Source organism: Kitasatospora aureofaciens (assembly GCF_019192735.1).
GTDB lineage: Bacteria > Actinomycetota > Actinomycetes > Streptomycetales > Streptomycetaceae > Kitasatospora > Kitasatospora aureofaciens_A.
The window spans coordinates 46,295-72,492 of the sequence record NZ_JAHTKP010000025.1 but is presented as its reverse complement, the minus strand read 5'-3'; the positions used below and the strand labels follow the sequence as shown (position 1 = coordinate 72,492).

The following is a 26,198-nucleotide window of genomic DNA, read 5'->3' as shown; positions in this document are numbered from 1 at the left end:
CCGACACACTCGCAAGCGCACTCGCCCTGGCCGGGGTCGTCGGCGGTTTCGGCCTGCTCGGCACCCTGATCGGCCGGGAGATGTCCCGGGGCGGCGCCACCGGCCGCGACAACTGGCACCGGGCCGGCGGCTACCCGGCCGGCCCGGAGCGCCTCGACCGGCTGTACGGCACCATGCCCGCCGCCTCGCTGCGCCCCTCCGCCGACCCGGCCACCCTCCCGGTCCGCTCGACCCCCGAAATCAGAACCCCGCACGGCTCCGGCACACTGGCCCGATGGACATCCTCATCCGCCGAGCCCGCCCGGAGGACCTCGACGACGCCGGCCGCATCACCGTCGAGGCCTTCGTCGGCGACGGCCACACCGCGCCCGGGAGCAGCTACGTCGAGCACCTGCGCGACGCCGACCGCCGGGCCCGGGAGGCCGAGCTCCTCGTCGCGGTCGACGCGGCCGAGGGACAGGTCCTCGGCTGCGTGACCTTCGCCGTCGGCGGCACCGAGTGGGCCGACATCGCCACCCCGCAGGAGGGCGAGATCCGGATGCTCGCCACCGCCGCGGCCGCCCGCGGCCGGGGCGTCGGCGAGGCCCTGGTCCGCGCCGCGGTCGCCCGCAGCCGCGAACTCGGCCTGGCCGGGATGGCGTTCTCCACCCGGCCGCGAATGACCGCCGCCCACCGCATCTACGAGCGGCTCGGCTTCCGGCGCACTCCCGAACGCGACTGGGCCCCGTACCCGGGCATGGACCTGATGGTGTACTCACTGGCGTTCTGAGGACCCACCAGGCACCTCCGACGGGGGCGCCGGCGGCTCCCCGGAGAACAGCCTGTGACTTGAAATGACCATCTGATCGGGACACTGCTAGGATCCGCCGCATGACGACGGGGAGTGCGCCTAGCGGCTGGTATGACGACCCTTCCGGCCAGCCCAACACGCTGCGCTGGTGGGACGGTTCGACCTGGACCGACAAGATTCAGGCCAAGCCGGGAGGCGCCTCGGCGCCCGCGAGCGCCTTCCCCGGGCAGGCCGCCCAGAGCGCCGCCGCCCGGAACGCCGCCGCGCCGACGGCCGTCTCCCCGGCGGTGCCGGCTCCGCAGCCCGCGCCGGCCACGCCGACGATGCCCTCCCTGCCGACCCAGACCGCCGCGCCGACGCCGCAGCCCACCCCGGCTCCGCAGCCCATGCAGCAGCCGACCCCGGCTCCGCAGCCCGCGCCCGTCGCGCCGGCCCCCAAGCCGGTCCCGACCTCGGTGGTCTTCGAGACCGTCGAGCCGAACCGCACCAAGCACCGAGTGCTCCTGGCCGTCGGCGCCGTGGTGCTGTCCGTCGCCATGGCCGGCGGCGGCTACGTCCTCGGCCACAAGACCGCCAAGCCCGGCTCGACGAAGGCCGGTTCGACCGCGGCCGCGACGGCCGCCGGCGACCCCAAGAGCCCGAACGGCTTCATGGGCACCGCCCTGACCGGCGGCCAGCAGCTCCCCGGCGGGCGGCAGATCACCGGCCAGGACTCGAAGATGAACTTCATGCTGCCGCAGGACTGGCAGGTCCAGGTCGACGCCAAGGCCCCGAACGAGATCCGCTACGCGATCGGCCCGTACGCCTGCGTGGGCCACGGCAACGGGGCCTGCACCCGCGGCCTGGTCGTCCAGAACCTCCGGGTGTTCAACGGCGGCTGGTCCGACCCGAAGTCCCTGGTGCTCGGCATGGGCCAGCTGCTCTACAACGCCCGCTACGGCGCGGACGCGCCGACCCCGCCGGAGCCGGTGAAGCAGTCCGCCGTCAAGATCCAGGGCCTGGACGGCTACCTCGCGCTGTGGCACGTCCCGATGTCCAGCGTCTCCTCGACGCCCGACAGCTACTGCGGCGTCCTTGAGATCACCCCGGCCGCCGGGGCCACCACCGTGCCGGTGCTCCAGATCTGCCTCGACCAGGCAGCGGAGGCACCGCCGCTGACGCTGATGGACCAGATCGCGAACTCCGTCAAAATCACTCCCTGACGGACGCTCCGCCCCGCAGGCCCCGCCCTTCCCGGCGGGGCCTGCGGGCTTCCCGGCACTCCCGGACCCGGAGCCCCGGCTGTGACCGCCCGACCGCTGCCCGTATGCTGTGCGGCCGGAACGACTATCAGACCAGGCCCATGAGTGGCGCCGGCTCGCCGCGAAACCGTCGACCGACGGTCGGGTGACCAGCGCCGGCGGGCGGTGACAGAGCACGAAACCAGCGGCTTCGGTACTTCGGAGCGGTTGTATGGGGGCTTAGTGGTGGACTCCACCGACGAACACGCGGCGAACCGGGCCAACCGGGGGCGCGGGCGCCACGGGCGCGTACTTCCCCGGGCCCGGCACGAACGGCGGATCGTCCGCCGGGAGCTGCGCAACACCTCGGCCCAGCGCGCCTACGTCGCGTGCGCCGAGACCTCCGGCCCGCTGACCCCCGGTGAGGACGGCGCCGCCGTCCGCTACCGCTCGGTCTCCTCGCGCGGCGTCAAGTTCGTCATGACCGTGCTGGTGACGGTCAACGCGCTGGCCGGCCTGGCCTTCGTCGGGTGGCTGCTCCTCCCCGAACACATCCCCGGCTCCGGTGTCGGCTGGTCCCCGGACTGGCGGATCAACGTGGCCCGGATCTGCTTCTGTTCCGTCATCACGGTGGAAGTGATCCGGCTGGTGCAGAACCTCGCCGTCTGGGTCTTCGCGTTCCGCGCCAAGGACCCGGTACCGGTCACCCCGCCGCCCGGGCTGCGGGTCGCCGTGCTGACCACGATCGTGCCCTCCAAGGAGCCGATCGAGATCGTCGAGCGGACCCTCGCCGCGATGCTGCGCATCGAGTACGACGGCCAGATCGACGTCTGGATCCTCGACGAGGGCGACGACGACCGGGTCAAGAAGATGGCCGCCCGCCTCGGCGTCCACCACTTCAGCCGCAAGGGACGCCCGGAGTACAACCAGGCCGAGGGCGAGTTCCGGGCCAAGACGAAGTCCGGCAACCACAACTCCTGGCGCGCCGAACACGAGCACGGCTACGACGTGGTGGCCCAGATGGACCCGGACCACGTCCCGCTGCCCTGCTTCCTGGAGCGCACCCTCGGCTACTTCCACGACCCCGACGTCGCGTTCGTGGTCGCCCCCCAGGTGTACGGCAACATGTACGACAACTGGGTCGCCCACGGCGCCTCCGTGCAGCAGTACCTGTTCTCCGGCCTGGTCGAGCGCGGCGGCAACGGCATGGACGCGCCGCTGCTGATCGGCACCAACCACCTCTACCGGCCCACCGCCTGGCAGCAGATCGGCGGCTACCAGGACTCGATCATCGAGGACCACCTGACCAGCATGCGGATCCAGGCCTCCGTCAACCCGGAGACCGGCCACCGCTGGAAGGGCGTCTACACCCCGGACGTCCTCGCCGTCGGTGAGGGCCCGACCTCCTGGACCGACTACTTCAACCAGCAGAAGCGCTGGGCGTACGGCATCTGGGAGATCCTGCTCAAGAGCCGCCTGCGCTCGGGCATCAAGCTGCGGCTGCGCCAGCGGGTGCTCTACGGCCTGGTCCAGTTCTACTACCCGAGCGTGGCGCTCAACACCGTCCTCGGCAGCCTCGCCACCTCCGTGTACCTGGCCCTGGGCGTCACCTCCATCCACCTCAACAGCACCCACTGGATGGCCCTGTGGGGCGCCAGCATGGGCAGCTGGTTCGTGCTCTGGCTGTGGCTGCGCCGGTTCAACCTGGCCGCGCACGAGCGGCGCGAGATCGGCGTGGCGGGCATGGGACTGGCCCTGTTCGCCGGCCCGGTCTACGTCGCCGCCGCGATCGCCGCGCTGCTGCGCCGGCCGCTCGCCTACGCCGTCACCGCCAAGGGCGACCTGCGCAGCGCCGAGTCGCTGTCGACGTTCCGGCTGCACCTGATGTGGGCGGCCGTCGCGGGCGGACTGCTCGGCGCGAGCTTCACGCTCCACCACGACATCTGGATCCTGCGGTTCTGGGCCGTGGTCAGCCTGTTCACGGGTGTCGCGCCGCCGGTCATCTCCTTCGTCAGCGGGCGCCGCGAGGCCCGGGCCCAGCGGGCCGCCGCAGCCAAGGCCGAGGCCTCCCAGAACGAGGCCTCCCAGAACGAGACCGCTGAGAACGAGACCGCCGAGTACGCCGAGAACGAGCCCGACGGGACCGCGGTGGCCGGCCGCCTGCCCGCCCAGCGGAACGAACCGCCGCGGGCCGAGCTGAACCCGTCGGAGGAGGCGGCCGCCCCCGACGTGGACGAGTTCGAGGAACTGCTGGAGCCGGCCCGGGCCGGCGGCCGGCCGAAGCAGGGCGGCCGCTGATGTTTCGGATCACCATCCCCCGGATCGCGGCCCTGCTCGCCCTGGCCCTGATGGTCGGGTACACCTTCGTGCTCGCCCCCCGGCTCTCCCGCGCCCACGACGACCCGTACTCCTTCGCCGGCGCCGCCCCGACCGCGATGCCGAGCTGGCTGACCAGCGCCCTGGCCGCGTCCCCGACCGCCACCCCGGCCACCCCGGCCACCCCGGCCACCCCGGGCGCGACGGCGTCCCCGTCGCCGAGCGCGCCGCCCCCGCCGCCGCAGTTCCCGCCGGCCGGCGGTGCGTTCACCGGCATCATGACCAAGACCGGCCCGTACGACCTCGGCCCGCTCGACGAGTTCACCGCCGCCGTCAAGCACCAGCCGAACGTGCTGGAGTTCTCGGTGGGCTGGTGGGACCGCAAGTTCGACCGCCGGGTCTTCGACACGGTCGCCGAGCGCGGCATCATGCCGATGGTCGCCTGGGAGCCCTGGGACTACCGCAAGGAGTCGAAGGACGACAAACTCCGCGGCGAGCAGCCCGAGTACGCCCTCTCCAACATCATCGACGGCAAGTTCGACGACTACATCAAGGCCTGGGCCGAGGGCATCAAGGGCCTCGGCTACCCGGTCGCCCTGCGCTACGCCCACGAGATGAACGGCTACTGGTACCCCTGGGCCGAGCAGGCGAACGGCAACAAGAAGGGCCAGTACGTCCAGGCCTGGCGGCACGTCCACGACCTCTTCAAGCAGGCCGGCGCCACCCGGGTGACCTGGGTGTGGAGCCCCAACGTCGACTACGAGAACGCCACCAGCCTGAACACGCTCTACCCCGGCGACGACTACGTCGACTGGGTCGGCCTGTCCGGCTACTACGGCACGACCGGCGTCGAGAAGTACAAGTCGTTCGACCAGATCTTCCAGCCGACCATCAAGCAGGTCCGGGAGTTCACCCAGAAGCCCGTCGTGATCACCGAGACCGGGGCCACCGACACCTCGGGGCTCAAGGCGCAGTGGATCACCGAGATGTTCTCGCAGCTCCCCCAGCACCCCGACATCATCGGCGTGATCTGGTACGAGGCGCGGAAGGAGGTGGACTGGCGGGTGGCCGCGTCCGGCGCGGCCTCCGAGGCGTACGCCGCCGGGGTCTCCGCGCCCCGCTACAGCACGCCGTGGACCGTCCGCTCCGAGCCCGCCCTGACCGTCGCGCCGCCGGCCCCCGCGCCCGCCCCGGCACCCGACCCCGCGGCGTCGCCCTCCGCCTCCCCCTCGGCCACGGCCACCACGAAGCCCCCCGCCAGGAAGCCGACCCCGACCGCCACGCGGCCCCGGTCGAGCTCCACGCCCGCCGGATGACCGCGCCACAGGCCGGACCGACGGACCGGACAACCACACAGCAGCAGGGAGGCGAGAACCCCATGACCAACCCCGCCATGCCCGGAACCGGGTACGCAGGCAGGCGCCCGTGGTGGTGGCTCGCGCCGACCCTCGTGATCGTGCTGATCCTGTGCGCCCTGCTGCTCCCCAGGGACCACCAGGAGCCCGCCCTGGCGGCCCCCGCGGTCACCCCGCTGCCGGCCGCCACCGCCGGCGAGCTCTGCTCCACCGGGCAGAACCGTTACCCCTCCCAGGCCGTCGACTCCGGCCGCTACCTGATCAACCCCAACGAGTGGAACGCCACCGGCGGCCTCTGCATCAGCAGCACCGACGGCGCCACCGGCTTCCGGGTGACCCGCAGCGGCATCGGCCGCGCCAGCCTGATCGACCCGGACCGCGGCCCCGGCGCCTACCCGCACATCAGCACCCAGCTCCAGCCCGGCACCGGCCCGCTGCCCATCGCCGTCAACAACCTGCGGTACGCGACCAGCAGCTGGCGCACCACCCAGGTCGACGGCGGCGTCTACAACGTGTCGTACGACATCTGGTACAGCAACAGCCGGACCAGCTGCTCCTTCACCGAGAGCGCCGAGCTGATGATCTGGCTGCGCGGCAACGGCAAGACGCCGTTCGGCGACCAGGCCGGCGAGCTGCGGGTCGGCGGCACCTCCTACGGCGTGTACCAGGCACCGAAGAAGAGCAGCCACACGCTGATCACCTACGAGATGGCCACCAGCGCGACCTCCGTCACCGACCTGGACCTGCGGGCCTTCACCCGCGACGCCGTCCAGCGCGGCTACGTCCCGGCCGGCTCGTACCTGTGCGCCGTCCAGGCCGGGTTCGAGATCTGGGACGGCGGCGCCGGGCTCGGCAGCGACGCGTTCTCGTTCCAGGCCGCCGCCGGCCAGCCCAGCGGCGCGATCACCTCGGCGCTGCCCGGCCTCTGCCTGGACAGCCGGGTGCCGGGCGATCCGGCCGCGGTCGGCGCCGGCACCTGCGACGGCTCCGCGGCACAGACCTGGACGATGGCGGACGACGGTTCGATCGGCCAGAACGGACGCTGCGTCGAGGACCCGGACATCGGCTTCCCCGTCCTCACCGGCTGCACCTCACGCCCCGACCAGCGCTGGCGGGTGACCCCCACGGGCCAGCTCGCGAACCAGGACACCGGGCGCTGCGTCGAGAATCCCGGTGCCGCCGCGGGCGGGGCCGCACAGGTGCGTATGCGCCCCTGCGACGGCCGTACGGGCCAGGAATGGCACCCTCCGGCCTGAGCAGCCTATCGCACTCAGGCTCGAACAACTGTGCTGCGCGACACTACATGTGGGGCTGCATCGGATTCACAGCACTAGATGTATGCTCATCCCTGCTGTCGACGCAGGGGAACCCGGTGCGAGTCCGGGACTGCCCCGCAGCGGTGTGCGGGCGGCTCCACGAGCCGTGCCCGCGAGTCCGAGTACCTGCCGACGGCGTGCCACAGGCCCTCCCGCAGAGGCCGGCAGCACGAGCAGTACCTTCCGGGCCTCGCGGGCGGGCCGGGGATGCCACCGTCGCGCGGACGCCGCTTGCGTCCGCGCCGTGCTCCCCTGCCCCGAACGGCCCGGTACTCCGATCACCGCCGCCGATCGCCGCCAGGAGAGAGCGCCTTGACCATCGCTGCCTCAGCCACCCTGCCCGCCCAGGGCTCCGGCTCCGCCCCCGCCGACCCGACGGTCTCCGACCCCGGCGGCGCGCTCCTGCGGCTGCTCACCGACCGCAGCGCCGATCTCCCCCAGGTGGACCCCGGTCACGTCGCCGCCGCCGCGCTGCGCGGGCGCCACGCCGGCTCGGACTTCGCCGAGCTGCGCGGGCTGGCCGTGGACGCCGCCGCGTCGATGATCGCCGAGGACCCGCAGTACTCGAAGCTGGCCGCCCGCCTGCTCGCCCTCGAGATCGTCGACGAGGCGACCAGCCAGGGCTCGACCTCCTTCTCCGCCTCGGTCGCCGTCGGCCACGCCGAGGGCCTGATCGGCGACACCACCGCCGCCTTCGTCACCAAGCACGCCGCCGCCCTGGACGCGCTGATCGACGCCCACGGCGACGACCGCTTCGAGTACTTCGGCCTGCGCACCGTGCAGTCCCGCTACCTGCTGCGCCACCCGATCACCCGCAAGGTCGTCGAGACCCCGCAGCACTTCCTGCTCCGCGTCGCCTGCGGCCTGGCGGTCGGTGACAACGAGCAGTCGGTGCGCGAGGTGGCCGAGCTGTACGGCCTGATGAGCCGCCTGGAGTACCTGACCTCCTCGCCGACCCTGTTCAACTCGGGTACCCGGCACCCGCAGATGTCGAGCTGCTACCTGCTCGACTCGCCGCTGGACAACCTGGACTCGATCTACAACCGCTACGCGCAGATCGCCCGGCTGTCCAAGCACGCCGGCGGCATCGGCCTGTCCTACTCGCGCATCCGCTCCCGCGGCAGCCTGATCCGCGGCACCAACGGCAAGTCCAACGGCATCGTCCCGTTCCTGCGCACCCTCGACTCCTCGGTCGCCGCGGTCAACCAGGGCGGCCGCCGCAAGGGTGCGGCCTGCGTCTACCTGGAGACCTGGCACGCGGACATCGAGGAGTTCCTCGAACTGCGCGACAACACCGGCGAGGAGGCGCGCCGCACCCACAACCTCAACCTGGCGCACTGGATCCCGGACGAGTTCATGCGCCGGGTCAACGCCAACGCGGACTGGTCGCTGTTCTCCCCCGCCGACGTGCCCGAGCTCGTCGACCTCTGGGGCGCCGACTTCGACGAGGCCTACCGCAAGGCCGAGCTGGCCGGCAAGGCCGTCCGCACCATCCCGGCGCAGACCCTCTACGCCCGCATGATGCGCACCCTGGCGCAGACCGGCAACGGCTGGATGACCTTCAAGGACGCCTCCAACCGCGCCGCCAACCAGACCGCGCTGCCCGGCCGGACGGTGCACTCGTCCAACCTGTGCACCGAGATCCTGGAGGTCACGGACGACTCCGAGACCGCCGTCTGCAACCTCGGCTCGGTCAACCTCGGCGCCCACGTGGCTGCCGGCGCTTCTGTCGACGACCTGCTGGGTGCGATGGACTGGGAGCGGCTGGACGCCACCGTGCGCACCGCCGTCACCTTCCTCGACCGCGTGGTGGACATCAACTTCTACCCGACGGTTGAGGCGGGGACGTCCAACTCCCGCTGGCGCCCGGTCGGCCTGGGCGTGATGGGCCTGCAGGACGTCTTCTTCAAGCTGCGGATCGACTTCGACTCGGCGGAGGCGAAGGCCCTCTCCACCCTGATCGCCGAGCGCATCATGCTCACCGCCTACGAGCGCTCCGCCGACCTGGCCGAGCAGCTGGGCCGCCACGAGGCGTACGGCGAGACCCGCGCCGCCCGCGGCGAGCTGCACATCGACCACTTCCCGTCGGCCGCCCCGCAGTGGGCCGGGCGTTGGGAGGCGCTGCGCGCCCGGATCGCCGAGACCGGCCTGCGCAACTCGCTGCTGCTCGCGATCGCCCCGACCGCGACCATCGCGTCCATCGCCGGTGTGTACGAGTGCATCGAGCCGCAGGTGTCCAACCTGTTCAAGCGCGAGACCCTGTCCGGCGAGTTCCTCCAGGTCAACCCGTACCTGGTGCGCGAGCTCAAGGAGCTCGGCGTCTGGGACGAGCAGACCCGGGACGCGCTGCGCGACGCCAACGGCTCCGTCCAGGAGTTCAACTGGCTGCCCGCCGAGGTCCGTTCGCTCTACCGGACGGCCTGGGAGCTGCCCCAGCGCGCGCTGATCGACCTGGCCGCGGCCCGCATGCCGTACCTCGACCAGAGCCAGTCGCTGAACCTGTTCATGGCCGCGCCGACCATCGGCAAGCTCAGCTCGATGTACGCGTACGCGTGGAAGGTCGGTCTGAAGACCACCTACTACCTGCGCTCGCGCCCGGCGACCCGCATCGCCCAGGCCGCCCCCGGCGCCGCCCGGACCGCGGCTCCGGTGCCGGTGAACACCCCGACCCTCACGCCGGAGGAAGAGGCCGCGCTGGCCTGCTCCCTGGAGAACCCCGAGTCCTGCGAGGCCTGCCAGTAATGTCCGACGATCGCCAGAAGATGCTGCTCGACCCCGGCTTCGAGCTGACCCTGCGCCCGATGCGCTACCCGTCGTTCTACGACCGGTACCGGGACGCGATCAAGAACACCTGGACGGTGGAGGAGGTGGACCTGCACTCCGACGTCGCCGACCTGGCCAAGCTCAGCGAGGGCGAGCGCCACCTGATCGGCCGCCTGGTCGCGTTCTTCGCGACGGGCGACTCGATCGTGGCGAACAACGTGGTGCTGAGCCTCTACAAGCACATCAACTCCCCGGAGGCGCGGCTGTACCTGTCGCGCCAGCTGTTCGAGGAGGCCGTGCACGTCCAGTTCTACCTGACGCTGCTCGACACCTACCTGCCTGACCCGGAGGACCGCAACGCGGCCTTCGCCGCGGTGGAGAACATCCCCTCCATCCACCAGAAGGCCCAGTTCTGCTTCAAGTACATGAACGCGGTCGACCACATCGACTCGCTGCAGACGAAGGAGGACAGGCGGGCGTTCCTGCTCAACCTGATCTGCTTCGCAGCGTGTGTGGAGGGCCTGTTCTTCTACGGCGCGTTCGCGTACGTGTACTGGTTCCGGTCGCGCGGCCTGCTCCACGGCCTGGCCACCGGCACCAACTGGGTGTTCCGCGACGAGTCCATGCACATGGACTTCGCGATGTCGGTGGTCGACACCGTCCGCGAGGAGGAGCCCGACCTCTTCGACGACGAGATGGCCAAGCAGGTCACGGAGATGCTGGAGGAGGCCGTCGAGGCCGAGCTCCAGTTCGCCCAGGACCTCTGCGGTGACGGCCTGGCCGGCATGAACACCGACTCGATGCGCCAGTACCTGGAGGCCGTTGCGGACCAGCGCCTGGCCCGCCTGGGCCTGCCGATCCGGTATGGGTCGACCAACCCGTTCGGCTTCATGGAGCTCCAGAACGTCCAGGAGCTGACCAACTTCTTCGAGCGCCGGGTCAGCGCCTACCAGGTCGCCGTCGAGGGCTCCGTCTCCTTCGACGACGAGTTCTAGAGACGACACAACGACGCTGCCCCGCACGGCCACAAGCCGTGCGGGGCAGCGCTGTTGGATCAGACGCCTGGGAACTCTCCTGCTTTCACACCGCCGACGAAGGCCTCCCACGCATCGGCGGAGAAGAGAAGAGCCGCCCCATCCGGGTCCTTCGAGTCACGGACAGGAACAACGCCGGCCATCCCGTCAGCTACCTCGATACAGTCACCGCCCTGACCGCTGAAACTGCTCTTACGCCACACGACACGCATGCCTTACCCCTCTACTGCCTAGTGCTCTGACCGCGATGGTTCACCGGGTTGCGGTTCGCGCTGATGGGTGGCGGGCCGGTTGGATGTGAGCCGACAGGCCGTCCGACAGGTGGAGGTGTGGTGGCTGAGCCCGTTCGAGTCCGCAGGCTGACCGATCAGGAGGGGCAGCGGCTGCAGCAGATCGTGCGCCGGGGCGACAGCAGCTCGGTGCGCTACCGGCGCGCGATGATGCTGCTGGCCTCGGCCGGCGGGAACCGCGTGCCGGTCATCGCCCAGCTGGTCCAGGCCGACGAGGACACGGTCCGCGACGTGATCCACCGGTTCAACGAGATCGGCCTGGCCTGCCTGGACCCTCAATGGGCGGGAGGCCGTCCCCGCCTGCTCAGCCCTGACGACGAGGACTTCGTCGTCCAGACGGCCACCACCCGCCCGGCCAAACTCGGCCAGCCCTTCACCCGCTGGTCGTTACGTAAGCTCGCCGCCTACCTGCGCCGTGTCCACGGCCGGGTGATCCGCATCGGCCGCGAGGCCCTGCGCTGTCTGCTCGCCCGCCGCGGCATCACCTTCCAGCGGACCAAGACCTGGAAGGAGTCCACCGATCCCGAGCGCGACGCCAAACTCGACCGCATCGAGCATGTCTTGGAAAACTTCCCCGACCGCACCTTCGCGTTCGACGAGTTCGGCCCGCTGGGCATCCGCCCCACCGGTGGGTCCTGCTGGGCCGAACAGGGCCGCCCCAACCGGGTCCCGGCGACCTACCACCGCACCCACGGCGTCACCTACTTCCACGGCTGCTACTCGGTCGGGGACGACACCCTGTGGGGCGTCAACCGCCGCCGCAAAGGCGCGGCCAACACCCTCGCGGCCCTGAAGTCGATCCGGGCCGCCCGCCCAGACGGTGCACCCATCTACGTGATCCTGGACAACCTCTCCGCCCACAAGGGCACCAAGATCCGCGCCTGGGCGAAGAAAAGCAAGGTGGAGCTGTGCTTCACCCCGACCAACGCCTCCTGGGCCAACCCCATCGAGGCCCATTTCGGACCGCTGCGGCAGTTCACTCTGGCCAACTCCCACCATCCGAACCACACCGTCCAGACCCGGGCCCTGCACGTCTACCTGCGCTGGGGCGGACGCCCCGTCACGGAAGCCGCGTGACGATCCGTTTCCCGGCCATCAGCCCTGATCGAGCAGATTGGATACAGTCCGTTCCGCCCACTCTCCCGCTACCAACTGCGCCGCCGCGCACCCCGGCTTACGCTCTGCCTGGTCCTGGAACAAGCGCACGAAGGACTTGGCGAAGCCCAGCCGGGGGTATGCACCAACGAGTGTGTCCGTGAAAGACGGGTCGAAGGCTTCCAGGCCCGCCCCGGATACATCCGCGCTCGTCCCCACCTGCAACAGTCGGCTCTCCACGTCTACTTCCGGCGCAACGTCGTCCCGCATATGGAGCACGATCAGCTCAGCCGCCCGGTCGCGTCGCTCAGTCGGCCAGCCGAGACCGGCCGTGAAGACCCGGGCCAGGTGGCCACCAGCCTCTTCAAACGAGAGCGTGTGACTGTCGAAGGGCGGAACGAGCCCCAAGTCGTGCAGCAACGCCGAGACGAAGAACAGCTCACGGTCGAAGTCGAGGCCACGCGCCTCCGCCCAGGCCGCGCCGAAGAAGTATGACCGCACAGAGTGGTGGTACAGCGCCTCGTCAGCGTATTCCTCACAGACCAGCCGCGCCGCCTCTGTCGCCCGCCCCACAGGTACGCGCACCCCTGCAACCTCGATCAGCATCCGCCAAACCCCTTACAACCGAACATCATTCCGCTACGCGCACCTTAGCCAGGACTGGACTCCCGACCCGGTGAGCGTTCGCGGCCACGGCACTAGCGGTACAGCTCTTGCCGTACCTGAGCGATCATGTCGAGGCTGTCTGCCGGGCTCAAGGCGGTTGCGCGGAGCGAATCGAAGATCAGCCCGTATTCGTTCGTCTCCTCAGGCGTCTCCATGTAGAGCGTTCCCGTTCGGTGCTCCACGCATACAACGTCGGAGAACACCGGGGTAGGGAAGCTGAACAGCACGAATGCCTCGAAGAGCCCGGCATGAGCGCCCGCCCTGTCCGGCAGCACCTGCAATTCGATACGCGGGTTCTCCACCAGCTCGACAAGTCTGTCGAGCTGGCGGGCCATCACCTTCGCCCCGCCCACCTGAATCCGGAGAGCCCCTTCTCCCTGGATCACGCAGAGACGCGGCGGATCGGCCCGCTCCAGCACTTCCTGTCGAGCTATCCGCGCCGTCACGAGGGCATCCACCTCCTCTTTGCAGAGAGCTGAAGGCCGAGCCTGAAGCACCGCGCGGGCATAGTCGGGCGTCTGCAAGAGCCCCGCTACCAAGGTGTTCTGAAACGACCGAATGCAGTCGGCCGTCTCCTCGTAGCCGATGAAGTCCGAGTACGACGGCCGAGCTGCACGCGCCCGCTGCACCCAGCCGGGTTCGCGCCCTCTGCGAGCCAGCGCCACAAGCTCGTCCACGTGCTCGGGATCGTCAACGTCGTAGAACATCAGCAGGTCGCGCAGTTCGCCGAGCGAAATGCCCAGCCTCGCGTTCTCGATCCGACTGATCTTCGTCCGCTTCCAGCTCGTCCCGGACAACACCCTCCGCATCGAGGTGCACGACGCCGACAGCGAGAAGCCCGCCCTCCGCCCCGCCTCCGTCTCCTCCGAGACCGGCCGAGGCCTGCTCCTAGTCGAGGAGTTGGCCACCCAGTGGGGCTGCTGCCCGCGCAAGGGCGGCATCGGCAAGTTCGTCTGGTGCCACGTCTCCCCCGAGGCGGCCGCCGCGTGAGCGCCGTCCGGGCCCGGATCACCGGCATCATGCCGCCCGCCGTCTTCCCGAGCCTCGACCACGCGCTGCCCGTCCTCTGGGAGCACGTCCGCCGGCTCCCGATCCGCGCGGCCCACCGGGACTTCATCCGCCTCTGCATCGGCCCGGGCGGCGGTGACGGCGTCGCCCGCTGCCTCGCCCGGGGCGGCCGCTGGAGCGTCACCCTCTACGTCGGCGAACTCACCGACTGGACCGCCCACCCGATCACCATCACCACCCACCAGCTCTGAACTCCCCCGCCCCGCCCGGCGCTCACGCCGGGCGGGGCGGCCGAATGTCCGCACGCCGCCCGTCCGGATGAACTCCCGGGCCACACCGGCATCGCGCGCATATGCACGGCAAAGCCCCGGCTACGGTCCAGCCCACAGCAGAACGAAAGGGGCTCACCGTGACGGCAGTTCTGGACTACGAGGGCGACGGCATCGTCCGACTCATGAGCATGGCGGAGGAGGACTGGACCGAGCAGGAACTCAAGGACGCCCTCGGCCACGCGATCATGCTGGAGTTGGCGACCATCCCGCCCTACGCCACCGCGCTCTGGTCGATCACCAACCAGGACAACACGGCCGGCGTCTACCAGACGATCCGCGAGATCATCTTCGATGAGATGTCCCACTTCGGCCTGGTCTGCAACATGCTCACCAGCATCGGTGGCACCGTCGTCCTCACCAACCCGCTCACCGTCCCCAAGTACCCGGGCGAGCTCCCCGGCAAGGTCAACCCCGGGCTGAAGGTCTACCTCAGCGGGCTGACCCGGGAGTCGGCCAAGCTGTTCTCCGACATCGAGAAGCCCGAGAACCCGCTCGCCTTCGCGCTCGACGGCAACACGATCGGCGCCTTCTACCAGCGGATCGCCAAGGTCTTTCCGAAGTACGCCCACCTGCTCACCGGTCAGCGGCAGGTGACGTTCCCCCTCGGAGCGAAGCACGGCGCCGGCAACGACATCGTCCCGATGAACACCATCGACGACGTCCTCAAGGCAATCAAGATCATTCAGTCCCAGGGTGAGGGCACCGAGTGCTCCCCCGAGAACCCGTTCCCCGGCGACCCGGGCGAACTCGCCCACTACTACGCCTTCAAGGAGATCGCCGAGGGCAAGCGGCTCGTCCTGAACCCCAAGACCATGCGGTGGGAGTTCACCGGCGACCCGGTCCCCCTCCCCCCGACGTCCCCGGTCGCCCGGGTGCCCAAGGGCGGGTGGGCGAACGACAAGCCCAACCAGCCCGACCCGGACACCGCCCGGCTCCTGCACACCTTCAACCAGCAGTACAGCAACATGCTGCGTGCCCTCGAAGAGGCCTGGAGCGACCTCGGGTCCGCGTCGATCGGCACCGCGATCGGCCTGATGGGCGCCATGCGCGGGACGGCCCAGCAGATCAACGGCGTCAAGCTGCCCGCCAACCCCCGCTTCGCCTACGGCCCGGAGTGGCTGTTCGTCCAGCAGTAGGCACAACGGACAGCACGAAGGCCGGTGCGGATCGCCCGCACCGGCCTTCAACACGCCATCAGCCGTTACTCGTTCGGCACGGTCGCGTACCGCGGGGTGCCCTCGGCCATCTGCCGCAGGGCGTCCTTGCGGTCCCGCTTCGACAGCTTGTCGATGTAGAGGAAGCCGTACAGGTGGTCGGTCTCGTGCTGCAGGCAGCGGGCGAAGAAGCCGGTGCCCTCGACCCGGATCGGGTTGCCGTCCTTGTCCACGCCGGTGACCGCGGCGTAGTCGGGGCGGGGCAGCTCCGCGTACGCGGTCGGCACCGAGAGGCAGCCCTCGTTGCCGTCGTCCAGCACCCGCTTGCGGTCGGCCGGGTACTCCTCCAGCACCGGGTTGATCACGTGGCCGATGTGGCGCACGCCCTCGTCGTCCGGGCAGTCGTAGACGAAGACCTTGAGGTCCACGCCGATCTGGTTGGCCGCGAGGCCCACGCCCTCGGCTGCGTACATCGACTGGAACATGTCGTCGATCAGCGCCGACAGCTCGGCGTCGAACGCGGTGACGTCCTTGACCTCGCGGTGCAGAACGGGGTTGCCGACCACGGTGATCGGACGCGCGGTGCCCTTGGAGAGGTCCGGCTCCTCGCCGACCACCTTCACCGGGGCCTCGGGCGCCGCCCCCTCCAGGTCGTGCTCGTGCTGCTGGTCGTGCTGCTCCGCCATCGCTGCTATTCCGCTTCCGAATCCGAGGACTGTCGAGGTATACCGCTCAAGGGTAAGCGGCCCGCTCAGCAGACTTCTTCAAGATCGCGATATGCCCGGCTCGCCGGGGCGGCGGCGACCCACCGCTCCAGCAGCGTCCGCACCAGATGGGCCGGCGCGGCAATCCCGCACTCCCGCTCCACCAGCCAGGACATCCCGGCCGCGCCGCCCTGGCTCAGGTGGCTCAGGTGGCCGGGGTGCGCGGCGTCGCCGTCGTCGTGCGGGTCGTGGTGGGCGGTGTGCCCGTCGTCCGAGGCCATCCGGCTCTCCGAACAGGCCCGGCAGAGCAGCCGCACCGAGGACGTCCAGTCCTCCGCCGCGAAGCCCGAGTCCGCGACCATCCGCTCCAGCGCGTCCCGGTCCCCCGCCGTGGCGGCCTGCAGCAGCACCACGTACGTCGGCACCGGGGACGGCGCCCACAGCTCGATCTCGTCGAACACCGGGTACGCGACCCCGTCGGTGACCCGCTCGCCGTGCGGGGCGCCGTCGTGCAGCACCACCTCGCCCCAGCGGCGGCCGGAGGACGGCAGCGGGATGGACAGCACCTCGATCCGGGCCGGGTCCAGCCGGCGGCCCCACACCACCTCGGACTCGCCGTCCGGGGAGAGCCGCACCGGCGTGGTGCCGAGGTCCAGGCTGACCGGGCCGTCCGGCTGCGCGCCGGGGCCGCCGGGCAGCTTCAGCCCGTACGCCTGCCAGGCGCGGCGGGCCAGCGGCCAGTCCTGCAGGGCGGTCGCGGTGATGCCCAGGTTCCACCAGTCGGGGGCGCCGTGCTCGCGGTCGAGCAGCGCGACGGCCCGCAGGCCGGCCGAGCGGGCCTGCTCCCAGTCGCGGCGGAACTTGTGCAGCAGGGCGAGGTTGAACCAGGAGTCGGAGAGCCACGGCTCCAGGTCGGCGGCCATCACCAGCAGCGCGCCCGCGTCCTCGTAGCGGCCGTCGCCGATCAGCGTGAAAGCCCGGTCGGTCGTCTGCCGCCAGGTGGCGGACGGCCGGTGCCGTGCCCGGTGGAAGATCCTCACGTTCGTCCCTGCCGTCGTCGTCCGCTCAAGTCCCGTACCGCTCCTCCCGCCCCTACTTCCGCAGAGACAGAGGAGCTTCCGCGGGGTACGGGCCCGGTGCCCCGGGTCGGTGTTCCACGCTACGACCGCATCCAACCACGCCCGCCCCCGACTGCGCTCCCCACCGCCGAGGTTGGGGCCGCTCCTACCCAGCCTGCCCGCCCCACCGCCCCACCTCAACCCCGACGGCCCCCTGCTCGGCCCCACGCACCACCTGCACCCCACACCCGCGACGCACCCACCGGCCCGCCCGGAGCTGCCCGGCCCGGACAGGCCGCTCCAGAGCTCGCCCCACACCGCACCTGCGCCGACCGATCAACCATCCCGGCTCGGCCCCACGCCGGGTCCGTCCGGCCCATCAGCCTGACTCGGCCCCACGCCGGGCCCACGGCCCGCCGCTCCGACCCCACCACCTCTTCGGCCCGGCGGTCAGCCCCGGCTCTGGCCGCCCACGCGGGCCAGGGCGTCCACCACCCGCGCGTCGTACACCCGCCCCCGGCCCAGCCGCAGCACCTCCATGGCCTCCAGCCGCCCCACCGCCTCGCCGACCCCGCGTCCGCGGGCCGCCGTCAGCAGGTCGTCGTGTGCGTTGGCCACCCGGATGATCCGGGCCGCCAGCGGCACCGAGCCGTCGCCGCCGGCCGGCCCGGCGCAGGGGTCGGCCAGCCGGGCGACCTGCTCGGCCACCTGCCGGGGCACCCCGGTACGGCTGATCACCTCGCTGCCGAGCCGGGCGATCCGCTGCTGCTCCGCGCAGGGCAGCAGCGCGGTGGCGCCGTCCGGCACGGGCTCGACCAGCGACAGCTGCCCGATGTCGTGCATCAGCGCCGCGTACTCCAGCAGGGCGAGCTCCCGGGTGCCCAGCCCCAGCTCGCGGCCCAGCGCGCACGCCGTGTCGGCGACCCGGCGGGCGTGCCCGTGCGGGGTGTAGCCGGCCACCTCGGTGGCCCGGGCCAGGCTGGCGATGGTCTGCCCGGTGGTGGCCCGGACGGCCGCGGCCCGCCGGAACGACACCTGGGCGAGCAGCAGCGGGGTGCAGAACAGCGGCAACGCCCACAGCCCGACCTCGCCGGCCGCCAGGCTGACCAGCATCCCGGTGGCGACGATCGCCGAGCCGATCCCGAACAGTGACCGCAGCTCGTCCTCCAGGGCGGCCGGGAAGCGCAGCCCGGTCCTGGGGCGCGCCGCCGAAGTCCCACGTGCCTTCCCGGCGGCCGGGCGGTGCCCCCGCCCTCCGCCTTGCGATGCCCGCACCCCACCGCCGCCCGGCCCGCCCTCCGGGCCGACGACGAAACCGGGCCGCCAGGCCCAGTCGCACCGCAGCACCGCCGCCAGCGTGGCGTCGCAGAGCGCAGCCAGCGCGGCGACGGCGGTCAGGAACACCCCGTACGCCGGGCCCTCGGGCGAGAAGCGGTCGACCAGGCCGCCGTTGTAGAGCGGCTGGAAGACGGCGGCGGCGAAGCCGACCCCGAGCAGCCGCCGGGCGGCGCTGTCCCGCCGGGCCGGGTCGGCCCAGGGCGGTCGCCGGTGCGGTCGGCTGGGCCTCGGCAGGGCGAGCCCGGGCAGCCACGCCAGCAGCAGGCCGATGCCGGTGATCGCAACCACCTGGAGCGTCCCGTGCGCGGTGGGCAGCCCGCGCAGCGGCCCGAGCAGGGCGTACGCGAGCGCACCGGCCGCGCCGATGGGCGCCTGTTCGCGGTCGCCCGGAAGGGTGATCCGGACGCACTCGCCGAGCGCGATCAGCGCCGTGAACGCCAGGGCGACCCCAGGTTCCTCGATGCCGCGCACCGCGACCGTCACCAGTGCGACGGCCAGCAGCACGGCCGCCGCCGCCCGCACCGCGCCCGCACCGCGTGCACCGGTCATGCCTCCGCCGTTCATGCCCCCGCCCATCACACCCCCGCCCGTCACGCCCGCGCCGGTCACGTCTGTCCGGCCGTGGGGACGGTCCTGCCCTGGGCGGGCACCCGGCGCGGCGCGGCCCGGACCGGCTCGGGCACGCCCAGCGGGATGTCCGGGACGGCCCGCAGGCAGTCTCCGGGCGGCGGCGGCAGCACCGGCTGCCAGTCGTGCACGGCCAGCGCGTCGATCAGCGCCCGGACCATGACCGGGTCGAACTGGCTGCCCGAGCAGCGCTCCAGCTCGGCGACGGCCTCGGCGACAGGCCGTCCGCGCCGGTAGGAGCGGGTCGAGGTCATCGAGTCGAAGGCGTCGGCGACGGAGATGATCCGGGCGAACTCGGGGATCCGGTCGCCGGTCAGCCCGCTGGGGTAGCCGCGCCCGTCCATCCGCTCGTGGTGGTGCAGGATCCCGTCGTGCGCCTCGCCGAGGAAGGCGATCCCGCGCACCAGCTCGTACCCGTACACCGGGTGGACCTCGACGGCCCGCCGCTCGGTCTCGCTGAGGGGACCGTTTCTGCGCAGGAGTTCGGTGGCCACGCCCAGCTTGCCGACGTCGTGCAGGATCCCGGCGAACCGCAGGGTGCGCAGCCGCTCGGCCTCCATGCCGAGCTGACCGGCGATCAGCACGGCGGCCCGGCCGACCCGTTCGCTGTGCCCGCGGGTGTACGCGTCCTTGATCTCGACGGCCTGCACCAGCGCCTGGACGGTCGCCTGGTGGGCGTCCCGCTCGCGGTGCCCCTGGGCGAACACCCATGCCGAGATGGACAGCGGCAGCAGGGCGAGCAGCGCGGCGAACGCCCCGTACGGGCCCTGCCACAGGACGGCCACCATGAGCCCGCCGGCCGCGTGCACCAGTACCGGCAGCCCGCACACCGTGCAGGCCCCGCGCAGCAGCACGTCGGCCCGGCGGTCCTCGGTGAGCATCAGCATGACGCCCACCAGCACCCCGTTGACCAGGCAGAACGCGGCCAGGGCGGCGAGGCTGGGCAGCAGCGCGGCCGGAAAGCGGGAGCCGAGCAGCAGCTGTGGCCCGTGCAGCAGGTGGAAGGCCGCCGCGGCGGCGAAGGCACACAACGCGAGCTGGGAGCCGTTCCACAGCTGCCGCTGCCGGTGGCGCCGCCCGCCGGGGCCGCCGAGCAGCGCGGCCGGCGCGGCGACCAGCGCGGCGGCGGCCGGCGGAAGCATCAGTACGCCGGCGAACAGCACCGGGAAGAAGGCGTTCACGCCGGGCCGGGCGGGCGCCCGTTCGGGCGGCGGCGGGCGGCGCAGCAGTCGGCGGACCACGTGCAGGCAGGGCGTCGGCAGTCCCTGGGCCAGCGACTCCCAGCAGCCGTGCAGGAAGCCCAGCAGCCCGACCTTGGGCCAGTCCACCGGGGCGCCCAGCCAGCGCGGCACGCCGGGCATACCCCCGGCGGGCAGCAGCGGCAGCAGGCAGCAGAGCGCCGCCACGGGGACGGCCACCAGGTACCGCGCCGCGCCCTCCGGCAGGGCCGGGCCTCCACTGTCGGTAGCGATCTCGACCTCCCCGCCGTCCTGACCCGCTCCGCGCTCGCGCGCCGGGCGGACCGGCGGTGAGTTACCGTCAGGAGGATAGGCCGCTCGTCGGGCGTGGGGACGCATGGTCGCGCAATGCCGCAGCTGGCACACCGCCAACTCACTCGAACGAGTGACGGCGCATGCAAGCAGAAAGGGAGCGGCCCCGGGAGCACACGCTCCCGGGGCCGCTGAACTCCGTGTCCGGACCGATCGGCCCGCCCTCGCCGGCGGGCCCGGCCGGTTACTCCGCCTGGGCGCCCGCCTCGACCGGCGAGCCGGGCCGGACCGCCGGCTCCGCCGGGCCGTCGGCCACCGTGGGGGCCGGCCTGGCGGTCTCGGTGTGGATCTCGACCGTGCTCTCGACGGCGACCACCACCTGCTCACCGGAGCGCTGCCCGGAACGGATCGAGTCGATCCGGGCCAGCACCTTGCTGCGCAGGTCGGTCGGAGTGTCGTCGCAGCCGCAGGAGCGCTTGATCAGCGCCTTGATCGCCTGCTCCAGCCCGTACTGCTTGAGGCAGGGCGAGCACTCCTCGAAGTGCACGCGCAGCTTCGCGCAGTCGCCCTCTGCCATCTCGTTGTCGAGGAATTCATAGAGGTGGTCGAGGACCTCGCCACACTCGGTGTCGTGCGGATCGCCGCAGCTCATGAGCCCGAGCCCTTCGCTTCCTGCCCTGCCCCGCTGCCGGCCGGGACCAGCCCGCGCTCACGGGCGTAATCCTCCAGCATGCCGCGCAGCTGACGACGGCCGCGGTGCAGCCGGGACATCACCGTACCGATGGGAGTACCCATGATGTCCGCGATCTCCTTGTACGCAAAGCCTTCTACGTCCGCGAGATAGACGGCGATCCGGAATTCCTCCGGGATGGCCTGGAGGGCGTCCTTGACGTCGCTGTCCGGGAGGTGGTCGAGGGCCTGCGTCTCGGCCGAGCGCAGACCGGTCGACATGTGCGACTCGGCGCGGGCCAGCTGCCAGTCCTCGATCTCCTCCGCGGCGGTGCGCTGGGGCTCCCGCTGCTTCTTGCGGTACGAGTTGATGAACGTGTTGGTGAGGATGCGGTACAGCCAGGCCTTGAGGTTGGTGCCCTCGCGGAACTGGTGGAAGGACGCGTACGCCTTGGCGAACGCCTCCTGGAGCAGGTCCTCCGCATCGGCCGGGTTGCGCGTCATGCGCAGCGCGGCCGAGTACATCGGATCCAGGTAGCCCAGGGCGTCGCGCTCGAAGCGCTCCCGCCGGGCCTCCTCGGTCTCCTCCGCCGACACCCGGAAGGTGTCCTCACCGATCGCCTCGGCCAGCTCCTCACCGGTGAGCGCCTCGCCCTCGGGGCGGCCCTCATCTGGGCCCCGGCCAGGCTCGGCCTCGTGCTCGGTCCCGACGACCGGACCCACCTCCTCGGCATGGCGGGCACGACCCACGGCGGGCCGCCCCGAAATGGAGGATATCGGGCTGACGGGCTTCTCGCCCGCGTCAATCCAATCGGACCAGGCGGGAGCGAAGGCCGCCGCGGCCTCGCGCTCCTCCGGCCGCTCGGGGCACGCGATCGAACCCATCTGCCCTGCCTCTCACCGGGAATCGTGCTGACGAGGGTGTCAACCACACCACCCCCGCCCGCATTCCCGCCCGCGCCGGGCTTTCACCCGCACGGCCCATCGAGCGGAAACCCCCTGCTCACAGGCGCCCCGCCGGTCACAGCGGGGGTCGCAGCGCGGGTCACCTCACCGGTCGCACCAGGGGTCACACCAGACCCAGCACCCAGTCCCCGACCGCCCCGCAGATCAGCTCCAGCACCTCGTCCTGCCCCATCGGCGCCCGCTTGGGCACCTCGAAGCCGTGACTCCCGTACGGCACCGACACCATCAGGTGCCCCGCCGGCAGCTCCGGGAACTCCGCCGGCCCGCCGAACGGATCCGCCACGCTCTGCACCACCAGCGTCGGCAGCGCCGACTCCAGCAGCTCCTCGGCCCGGCTCTTCTCCGGCTTGCCCGGCGGGTGCAGCGGGAACGCCAGCGCCACCACGCCCACCGCCCCGGTGGCCGCACCGGTCCGGCAGGCCACCCGGGCCCCGGCGCTGCGCCCGCCGACCACCAGCGGCAGCCCCTGCCCGGCCAGCCGCTCGGCGACCGGCGTCCAGCCGAGGTCCAGCGTGCGTGGCGCCGGGCCGAGCTTCTTCCCGGCCACCCGCCACGGCTGCTCGACCAGCGCCACGGTGATCCCGCGCGGCGGCAGCGCCGCGGCCAGCGCCACCAGGTCCCGCGCCGCGATCCCGCCGCCCGCGCCGTACCCGAGCGCCAGCACCGCCTTCGGCGCCGCGGCCCGGTGGTGGGTGATCCGGGCGTCCCCGGCCTCGGTGGGGACAAGTTCGGTGGTCATCGCGGCAACTCCAGAAAGCTCGGACCGACAGGCTCAAAAGTCGGAACGGGTCGGAACGGGTCGGAACGGGTCGGAACGGGTCAGAACAGGGTGGTCTCGTATTCGACCTCGGCCCACGGTTCCTTGAGCTCCGGGCCGTTGTTGCGGATGCTGCCGACCGCCGGCGACACCGGGGTGGCGAGCAGCGCACCGGGCGGCGGGGGTATCAGCAGCCGGCGCAGCTCGTCCGGTTCGCTCAGCCCCGGGTCCAGCCACTCGTCGAAGGAGGACGGGTCGAGGAACAGCGGCATCCGCTCGTGTATCGGCGCGAGCAGCTCCTCGGCGTCGGTGGTGACGATGGTGAACGTCACCAGCCAGGCCTCCGGGTGGCCGGGCGGCACCGCCCGGTTGCGCCAGAACTCGTACAGCCCGGCCAGCGCCAGCGGCGCGCCGTCCGCCCGGGAGACGAAGAACGGCTTCTTGCGCGCCTTGCCCCGCTCGCCCGGCACCGTCTGCCACTCGTAGTAGCCGTCCACCGGCAGGATGCACCGCCGCGAGGCGAAGGCCTGCCGGTACGCGGGCTTCTCGTGCACGGTGTCCGCACGGGCGTTGATCATCTTCACCGCCGTCTCGGCGGAGTTCGACCACTGCGGCACCAGCCCCCAGCGCAGCGCCCGCAGCTGCCGTACCGCCCGCGCCTGCCCCTTGGGCAGCCGCTCCAGCACCACGAAGGCGCTGTTGGTCGGGGCGACGTTCCAGTTGGGCGCCAGGGTCTCCGCGGGATCCCACTGCTCGACGCCGAAGATCTCGACGATGTCCTCCGGCTTGCTGCTGGAGGCGAAGCGACCGCACATGCGGGCCAGCTTGCCATGCCGCCCGCACTCACCACTTCTTCATCTCACGAACAGAACCACCCGCTCCCGCCCGCCCGTCTCCGCATGGGAGGCTGCCCCGAACGGCCCAGCGCAGCGAACGGAGGCGGAGAAGAAAGAATGAGCGAACGAAGTGAGGTCATCATCGAGAGGTGCGCGTTGCGCGAAGCGCTCGCTGAGCGAAGCGAGGCGGGCGCATGAGCGAGCGGAGCGAGCGAGCCATCGAGAGGTGCGCGTTGCGCGAAGCGCTCGCTGAGCGAAGCGAGGCGGGCGCATGAGCGCGAACCCGACCGGACAGAACCTCGGCGAACTGTGGGACCGGGTCACCGGCACCCAGCCCGCCCCGCCCGGCTGGCTGGTCCTGGCCACCGGCGCCGCCGCCCTGCTCGCGGTGCTCGCCCGCCCGCTGTGGCACGTCACCCGCAACGCCGTGACCATCGCCCACGAGGGCGGCCACGGCCTCGCCGCCCTCGCCACCGGCCGCAAACTGGCCGGCATCCGGCTGCACTCCGACACCTCCGGCCTCACCCTCTCCTACGGCCGCCCCACCGGCCCCGGCATGGTCCTCACCGCCGCCGCCGGCTACACCGCCCCCGCGCTGCTCGGCCTCGGCTGCGCCGCCCTGCTCGCCGCCGACCGGATCACCCTGCTGCTCTGGCTGGCGATCGTGCTGCTGCTCGCCCTGCTGATCCGGATCCGCAACGCCTTCGGCCTCTTCACCGTGCTGGTCGCCGGCGGCGCCTTCTTCCTCGTCTCCTGGTTCGGCAGCGCCGAGGTCCAGGCCGGCTTCGCCTACCTCGGCTGCTGGTTCCTGCTGTTCGGCGCCGTCCGCCCGGTCCTGGAACTCCAGAACCAGCGCCGCACCGGCTGGGCCCGTGACTCCGACGCCGACCAGCTGGCCCGGCTCACCCACATCCCCGGCCTGGCCTGGGTCACCGCCTTCCTGCTGGTCGCCCTCGCCAGCCTGGCCCTCGGCGCGAGCTGGCTGGTCCAGCCCCTGCACTGAACCCCCACAGTCCCGGCATACGGCCGGCGCGGGGGTCGTTCCGGTACGGCGCCTAAACTGGCCCCCATGACCGAGACCCTGTGGCCCGCCCCCGTCGCGACCACCCCCGTTGACGCCACCGTCACCATCCCCGGCTCCAAGTCGGTCACCAACCGGGCCCTGGTGCTGGCGGCACTCGCCGACGAGCCCGGCTGGGTGCGCCGCCCGCTGCGCAGCCGGGACTCCCAGCTGATGGCCGACGGCCTGCGCGCCCTCGGCGTCGGCATCGAGGAGAAGGTCAACAACGACTCCGGCGGCACCGGCGGCGGCGAGGCCTGGCGGGTCATCCCCGCCCCCGCCCTGCTCGGCCCGGCCTCGATCGACGTCGGCAACGCCGGCACGGTCATGCGTTTCCTGCCCCCGCTGGCCGTCCTCGCCGACGGCCCGGTTCACTTCGACGGCGACCCGCGCAGCTACGAGCGCCCCCAGCACGGCGTGATCAACGCCCTGCGCGCGCTCGGCGCCCGCATCGACGACGGCGGCCGCGGCGCCTTCCCGCTCACCGTGCACGGCTCCGGCGCCCTCGACGGCGGCCCGGTCGAGCTGGACGCCTCCTCCTCGTCCCAGTTCGTCTCCGCCCTGCTGCTCTCCGGCGCCCGCTACAACCAGGGCGTCGAGGTCCGGCACGTCGGCGGCCCGGTGCCGTCGCTGCCGCACATCCGGATGACGGTCGAGATGCTGCGCCTGGCCGGGGTCCAGGTCGACGCCCCCGAGGACGGCGGTGAGAAGGACGTCTGGCGGGTCACCCCGGGCGCCCTGATCGGCCGCGACCTGGTCGTCGAGCCCGACCTCTCCAACGCCGCGCCGTTCTTCGCCGCCGCGCTGGTCACCGGCGGCCGGGTGACCGTCCGCGACTGGCCGAAGCACACCACCCAGCCCGGCGACCAGCTGCGCGAGATCTACGGCCGGATGGGCGGCGCCTGCGAGTTCACCGACGAGGGCCTGCAGTTCACCGGCACCGGCCGGATCCACGGCATCGAGGCCGACCTGCACGATGTCGGCGAGCTCACCCCGGTGATCGCCGCCGTCGCCGCGCTCGCCGACTCCGAGTCCCACCTCTACGGCATCGCCCACCTGCGGCTGCACGAGACCGACCGGCTCGCCGCGCTCGTCAAGGAGATCAACGACCTCGGCGGCGACGTCACCGAGACCGAGGACGGCCTGCGCATCCGCCCGCGCCCGCTGCACGGCGGCGTCTTCCACACCTACGAGGACCACCGCCTGGCCACCGCCGCCGCGGTGATCGGCCTGGCCGTACCCGGCGTGCAGGTGGAGAACGTGTCCACCACCGCCAAGACCCTGCCCGACTTCCCGGCGATGTGGGCGGACCTGCTCGGCGAAGCGGCGGCGGACGCCTGAGCGGAGACTGAGC

General features: G+C 72.0%; 24 protein-coding genes and 1 riboswitch. Of the genes, 13 read left to right on the top strand and 11 right to left on the bottom strand.

Translation table 11 applies throughout. The features are described 5' to 3' along the window. The first annotated feature begins 274 nt into the window (after positions 1-274). The 7 genes from KV557_RS23600 to KV557_RS23570 all read left to right on the top strand — a co-directional run bounded on the left by KV557_RS23600 (position 275) and on the right by KV557_RS23570 (position 10,755). Positions 275-769 carry a GNAT family N-acetyltransferase gene (locus KV557_RS23600; protein ID WP_218203447.1) on the top strand — a complete coding sequence of 165 codons (495 nt, stop codon included), beginning with the start codon at positions 275-277 and terminating at the stop codon, positions 767-769. Between the two features lie 101 nt (positions 770-870). Beyond that, complete coding sequence (locus KV557_RS23595; protein WP_218203445.1) at positions 871-1,992, top strand: DUF2510 domain-containing protein; 1,122 nt, start codon at positions 871-873, stop codon at positions 1,990-1,992. 264 nt (positions 1,993-2,256) lie between these two features. Further along, positions 2,257-4,308: a glycosyltransferase family 2 protein gene (locus KV557_RS23590; protein WP_218203443.1), complete on the top strand. Its 2,052-nt coding sequence runs from the start codon at positions 2,257-2,259 to the stop codon at positions 4,306-4,308. Then, positions 4,308-5,642, top strand: coding sequence for a glycoside hydrolase family 26 protein (locus tag KV557_RS44150; RefSeq protein ID WP_218203441.1), 1,335 nt, complete (start codon positions 4,308-4,310; stop codon positions 5,640-5,642). Before KV557_RS23590 ends, KV557_RS44150 begins: the two co-directional genes overlap by 1 nt. A 62-nt stretch (positions 5,643-5,704) precedes the next feature. Next, complete coding sequence (locus tag KV557_RS23580; protein WP_218203439.1) at positions 5,705-6,937, top strand: GH12 family glycosyl hydrolase domain-containing protein; 1,233 nt, start codon at positions 5,705-5,707, stop codon at positions 6,935-6,937. A 78-nt stretch (positions 6,938-7,015) separates the two neighbouring features. Continuing rightward, positions 7,016-7,145: riboswitch (cobalamin riboswitch) on the top strand. 164 nt (positions 7,146-7,309) lie between these two features. Further along, positions 7,310-9,739, top strand: coding sequence for a ribonucleoside-diphosphate reductase subunit alpha (locus KV557_RS23575; protein WP_374106665.1), 2,430 nt, complete (start codon positions 7,310-7,312; stop codon positions 9,737-9,739). Further along, on the top strand, positions 9,739-10,755 hold the full coding sequence (locus KV557_RS23570) for a ribonucleotide-diphosphate reductase subunit beta (RefSeq protein WP_218203437.1): 1,017 nt from the start codon (positions 9,739-9,741) through the stop codon (positions 10,753-10,755). Before KV557_RS23575 ends, KV557_RS23570 begins: the two co-directional genes overlap by 1 nt. Positions 10,756-10,814: 59 nt before the next feature. Here KV557_RS23570 and KV557_RS44910 read toward each other — a convergent pair whose 3' ends face one another. Beyond that, positions 10,815-11,006 (bottom strand): DUF397 domain-containing protein, encoded by a 192-nt coding sequence (locus tag KV557_RS44910; RefSeq protein ID WP_218203436.1) that lies wholly within the window; start codon positions 11,004-11,006, stop codon positions 10,815-10,817. Positions 11,007-11,126: 120 nt separating this feature from the next. Here KV557_RS44910 and KV557_RS23560 point away from each other — a divergent pair, with 120 nt between their 5' ends. Then, positions 11,127-12,161 carry an IS630 family transposase gene (locus tag KV557_RS23560; protein ID WP_308130032.1) on the top strand — a complete coding sequence of 345 codons (1,035 nt, stop codon included), beginning with the start codon at positions 11,127-11,129 and terminating at the stop codon, positions 12,159-12,161. Positions 12,162-12,179: 18 nt separating this feature from the next. On the opposite strand, the gene KV557_RS23555 is transcribed toward KV557_RS23560, so the two are convergent. Both KV557_RS23555 and KV557_RS23550 read right to left on the bottom strand, forming a co-directional pair. After that, positions 12,180-12,785 carry an HD domain-containing protein gene (locus KV557_RS23555; protein ID WP_218203434.1) on the bottom strand — a complete coding sequence of 202 codons (606 nt, stop codon included), beginning with the start codon at positions 12,783-12,785 and terminating at the stop codon, positions 12,180-12,182. Between the two features lie 92 nt (positions 12,786-12,877). After that, positions 12,878-13,552 (bottom strand): DUF5753 domain-containing protein, encoded by a 675-nt coding sequence (locus KV557_RS23550; protein WP_218203432.1) that lies wholly within the window; start codon positions 13,550-13,552, stop codon positions 12,878-12,880. A gap of 28 nt (positions 13,553-13,580) precedes the next feature. Between KV557_RS23550 and KV557_RS23545 the strand changes: the two genes are divergently transcribed. The 3 genes from KV557_RS23545 (at position 13,581) to KV557_RS23535 (ending at position 15,321) form a co-directional block, all read left to right on the top strand. Continuing rightward, on the top strand, positions 13,581-13,835 hold the full coding sequence (locus tag KV557_RS23545) for an ATP-binding protein (protein WP_218203430.1): 255 nt from the start codon (positions 13,581-13,583) through the stop codon (positions 13,833-13,835). Next, positions 13,832-14,104: a hypothetical protein gene (locus tag KV557_RS23540; protein ID WP_218203429.1), complete on the top strand. Its 273-nt coding sequence runs from the start codon at positions 13,832-13,834 to the stop codon at positions 14,102-14,104. Before KV557_RS23545 ends, KV557_RS23540 begins: the two co-directional genes overlap by 4 nt. A gap of 158 nt (positions 14,105-14,262) precedes the next feature. Further along, entirely contained in the window at positions 14,263-15,321 is a 1,059-nt protein-coding gene (locus tag KV557_RS23535) for a ferritin-like domain-containing protein (protein ID WP_218203426.1), read from the top strand. Between the two features lie 65 nt (positions 15,322-15,386). On the opposite strand, the gene def is transcribed toward KV557_RS23535, so the two are convergent. From def to KV557_RS23495, 8 genes are all read right to left on the bottom strand, one after another. Then, entirely contained in the window at positions 15,387-15,962 is a 576-nt protein-coding gene (gene def, locus KV557_RS23530; RefSeq protein ID WP_374106667.1) for a peptide deformylase, read from the bottom strand. Positions 15,963-16,090: 128 nt separating this feature from the next. Further along, a complete protein-coding gene (locus KV557_RS23525) occupies positions 16,091-17,083 on the bottom strand; it encodes a tetratricopeptide repeat protein (RefSeq protein ID WP_218203423.1) in 993 nt (330 codons plus the stop codon). Positions 17,084-17,551: 468 nt separating this feature from the next. Next, positions 17,552-18,988 carry an HD domain-containing protein gene (locus tag KV557_RS23520; protein WP_218203421.1) on the bottom strand — a complete coding sequence of 479 codons (1,437 nt, stop codon included), beginning with the start codon at positions 18,986-18,988 and terminating at the stop codon, positions 17,552-17,554. A 56-nt stretch (positions 18,989-19,044) separates the two neighbouring features. Next, entirely contained in the window at positions 19,045-20,484 is a 1,440-nt protein-coding gene (locus KV557_RS44145; protein WP_308130031.1) for an HD-GYP domain-containing protein, read from the bottom strand. 316 nt (positions 20,485-20,800) lie between these two features. Next, positions 20,801-21,208 (bottom strand): mycothiol system anti-sigma-R factor, encoded by a 408-nt coding sequence (gene rsrA / locus KV557_RS42895; protein WP_256177842.1) that lies wholly within the window; start codon positions 21,206-21,208, stop codon positions 20,801-20,803. Further along, a complete protein-coding gene (locus KV557_RS23505) occupies positions 21,205-21,948 on the bottom strand; it encodes a sigma-70 family RNA polymerase sigma factor (RefSeq protein WP_308130030.1) in 744 nt (247 codons plus the stop codon). Before KV557_RS23505 ends, rsrA begins: the two co-directional genes overlap by 4 nt. Positions 21,949-22,294: 346 nt before the next feature. After that, positions 22,295-22,930: an alpha/beta hydrolase family protein gene (locus tag KV557_RS23500; RefSeq protein ID WP_218203419.1), complete on the bottom strand. Its 636-nt coding sequence runs from the start codon at positions 22,928-22,930 to the stop codon at positions 22,295-22,297. A gap of 80 nt (positions 22,931-23,010) precedes the next feature. Next, positions 23,011-23,763 carry an SOS response-associated peptidase gene (locus KV557_RS23495; RefSeq protein WP_218203418.1) on the bottom strand — a complete coding sequence of 251 codons (753 nt, stop codon included), beginning with the start codon at positions 23,761-23,763 and terminating at the stop codon, positions 23,011-23,013. Positions 23,764-24,055: 292 nt separating this feature from the next. Here KV557_RS23495 and KV557_RS23490 point away from each other — a divergent pair, with 292 nt between their 5' ends. Beyond that, a complete protein-coding gene (locus tag KV557_RS23490; RefSeq protein ID WP_218203415.1) occupies positions 24,056-24,787 on the top strand; it encodes a M50 family metallopeptidase in 732 nt (243 codons plus the stop codon). A 66-nt stretch (positions 24,788-24,853) separates the two neighbouring features. Further along, the gene (gene aroA / locus KV557_RS23485; RefSeq protein WP_218203413.1) at positions 24,854-26,185 is read left to right on the top strand and encodes a 3-phosphoshikimate 1-carboxyvinyltransferase; all 1,332 of its coding nucleotides are present in this window, start codon (positions 24,854-24,856) and stop codon (positions 26,183-26,185) included. Positions 26,186-26,198: the final 13 nt, after the last annotated feature.

Excerpts from the sequence above, each read along its gene's own strand:
- KV557_RS44910 (WP_218203436.1), bottom strand. The coding sequence starts at position 11,006 with ATGCGTGTCGTGTGGCGTAAGAGCAGTTTCAGCGGTCAGGGCGGTGAC.
- KV557_RS23595 (WP_218203445.1), top strand. The coding sequence starts at position 871 with ATGACGACGGGGAGTGCGCCTAGCGGCTGGTATGACGACCCTTCCGGC.
- aroA (WP_218203413.1), top strand. The coding sequence starts at position 24,854 with ATGACCGAGACCCTGTGGCCCGCCCCCGTCGCGACCACCCCCGTTGAC.
- KV557_RS23600 (WP_218203447.1), top strand. The coding sequence starts at position 275 with ATGGACATCCTCATCCGCCGAGCCCGCCCGGAGGACCTCGACGACGCC.
- KV557_RS23495 (WP_218203418.1), bottom strand. The coding sequence starts at position 23,763 with ATGTGCGGTCGCTTCGCCTCCAGCAGCAAGCCGGAGGACATCGTCGAG.
- KV557_RS23490 (WP_218203415.1), top strand. The coding sequence starts at position 24,056 with ATGAGCGCGAACCCGACCGGACAGAACCTCGGCGAACTGTGGGACCGG.
- KV557_RS23500 (WP_218203419.1), bottom strand. The coding sequence starts at position 22,930 with ATGACCACCGAACTTGTCCCCACCGAGGCCGGGGACGCCCGGATCACC.
- rsrA (WP_256177842.1), bottom strand. The coding sequence starts at position 21,208 with ATGAGCTGCGGCGATCCGCACGACACCGAGTGTGGCGAGGTCCTCGAC.
- KV557_RS23580 (WP_218203439.1), top strand. The coding sequence starts at position 5,705 with ATGACCAACCCCGCCATGCCCGGAACCGGGTACGCAGGCAGGCGCCCG.
- KV557_RS23550 (WP_218203432.1), bottom strand. The coding sequence starts at position 13,552 with ATGTTCTACGACGTTGACGATCCCGAGCACGTGGACGAGCTTGTGGCG.
- KV557_RS44150 (WP_218203441.1), top strand. The coding sequence starts at position 4,308 with ATGTTTCGGATCACCATCCCCCGGATCGCGGCCCTGCTCGCCCTGGCC.
- KV557_RS23570 (WP_218203437.1), top strand. The coding sequence starts at position 9,739 with ATGTCCGACGATCGCCAGAAGATGCTGCTCGACCCCGGCTTCGAGCTG.
- KV557_RS23555 (WP_218203434.1), bottom strand. The coding sequence starts at position 12,785 with ATGCTGATCGAGGTTGCAGGGGTGCGCGTACCTGTGGGGCGGGCGACA.
- KV557_RS23520 (WP_218203421.1), bottom strand. The coding sequence starts at position 18,988 with ATGACCGGTGCACGCGGTGCGGGCGCGGTGCGGGCGGCGGCGGCCGTG.
- KV557_RS23545 (WP_218203430.1), top strand. The coding sequence starts at position 13,581 with ATGCCCAGCCTCGCGTTCTCGATCCGACTGATCTTCGTCCGCTTCCAG.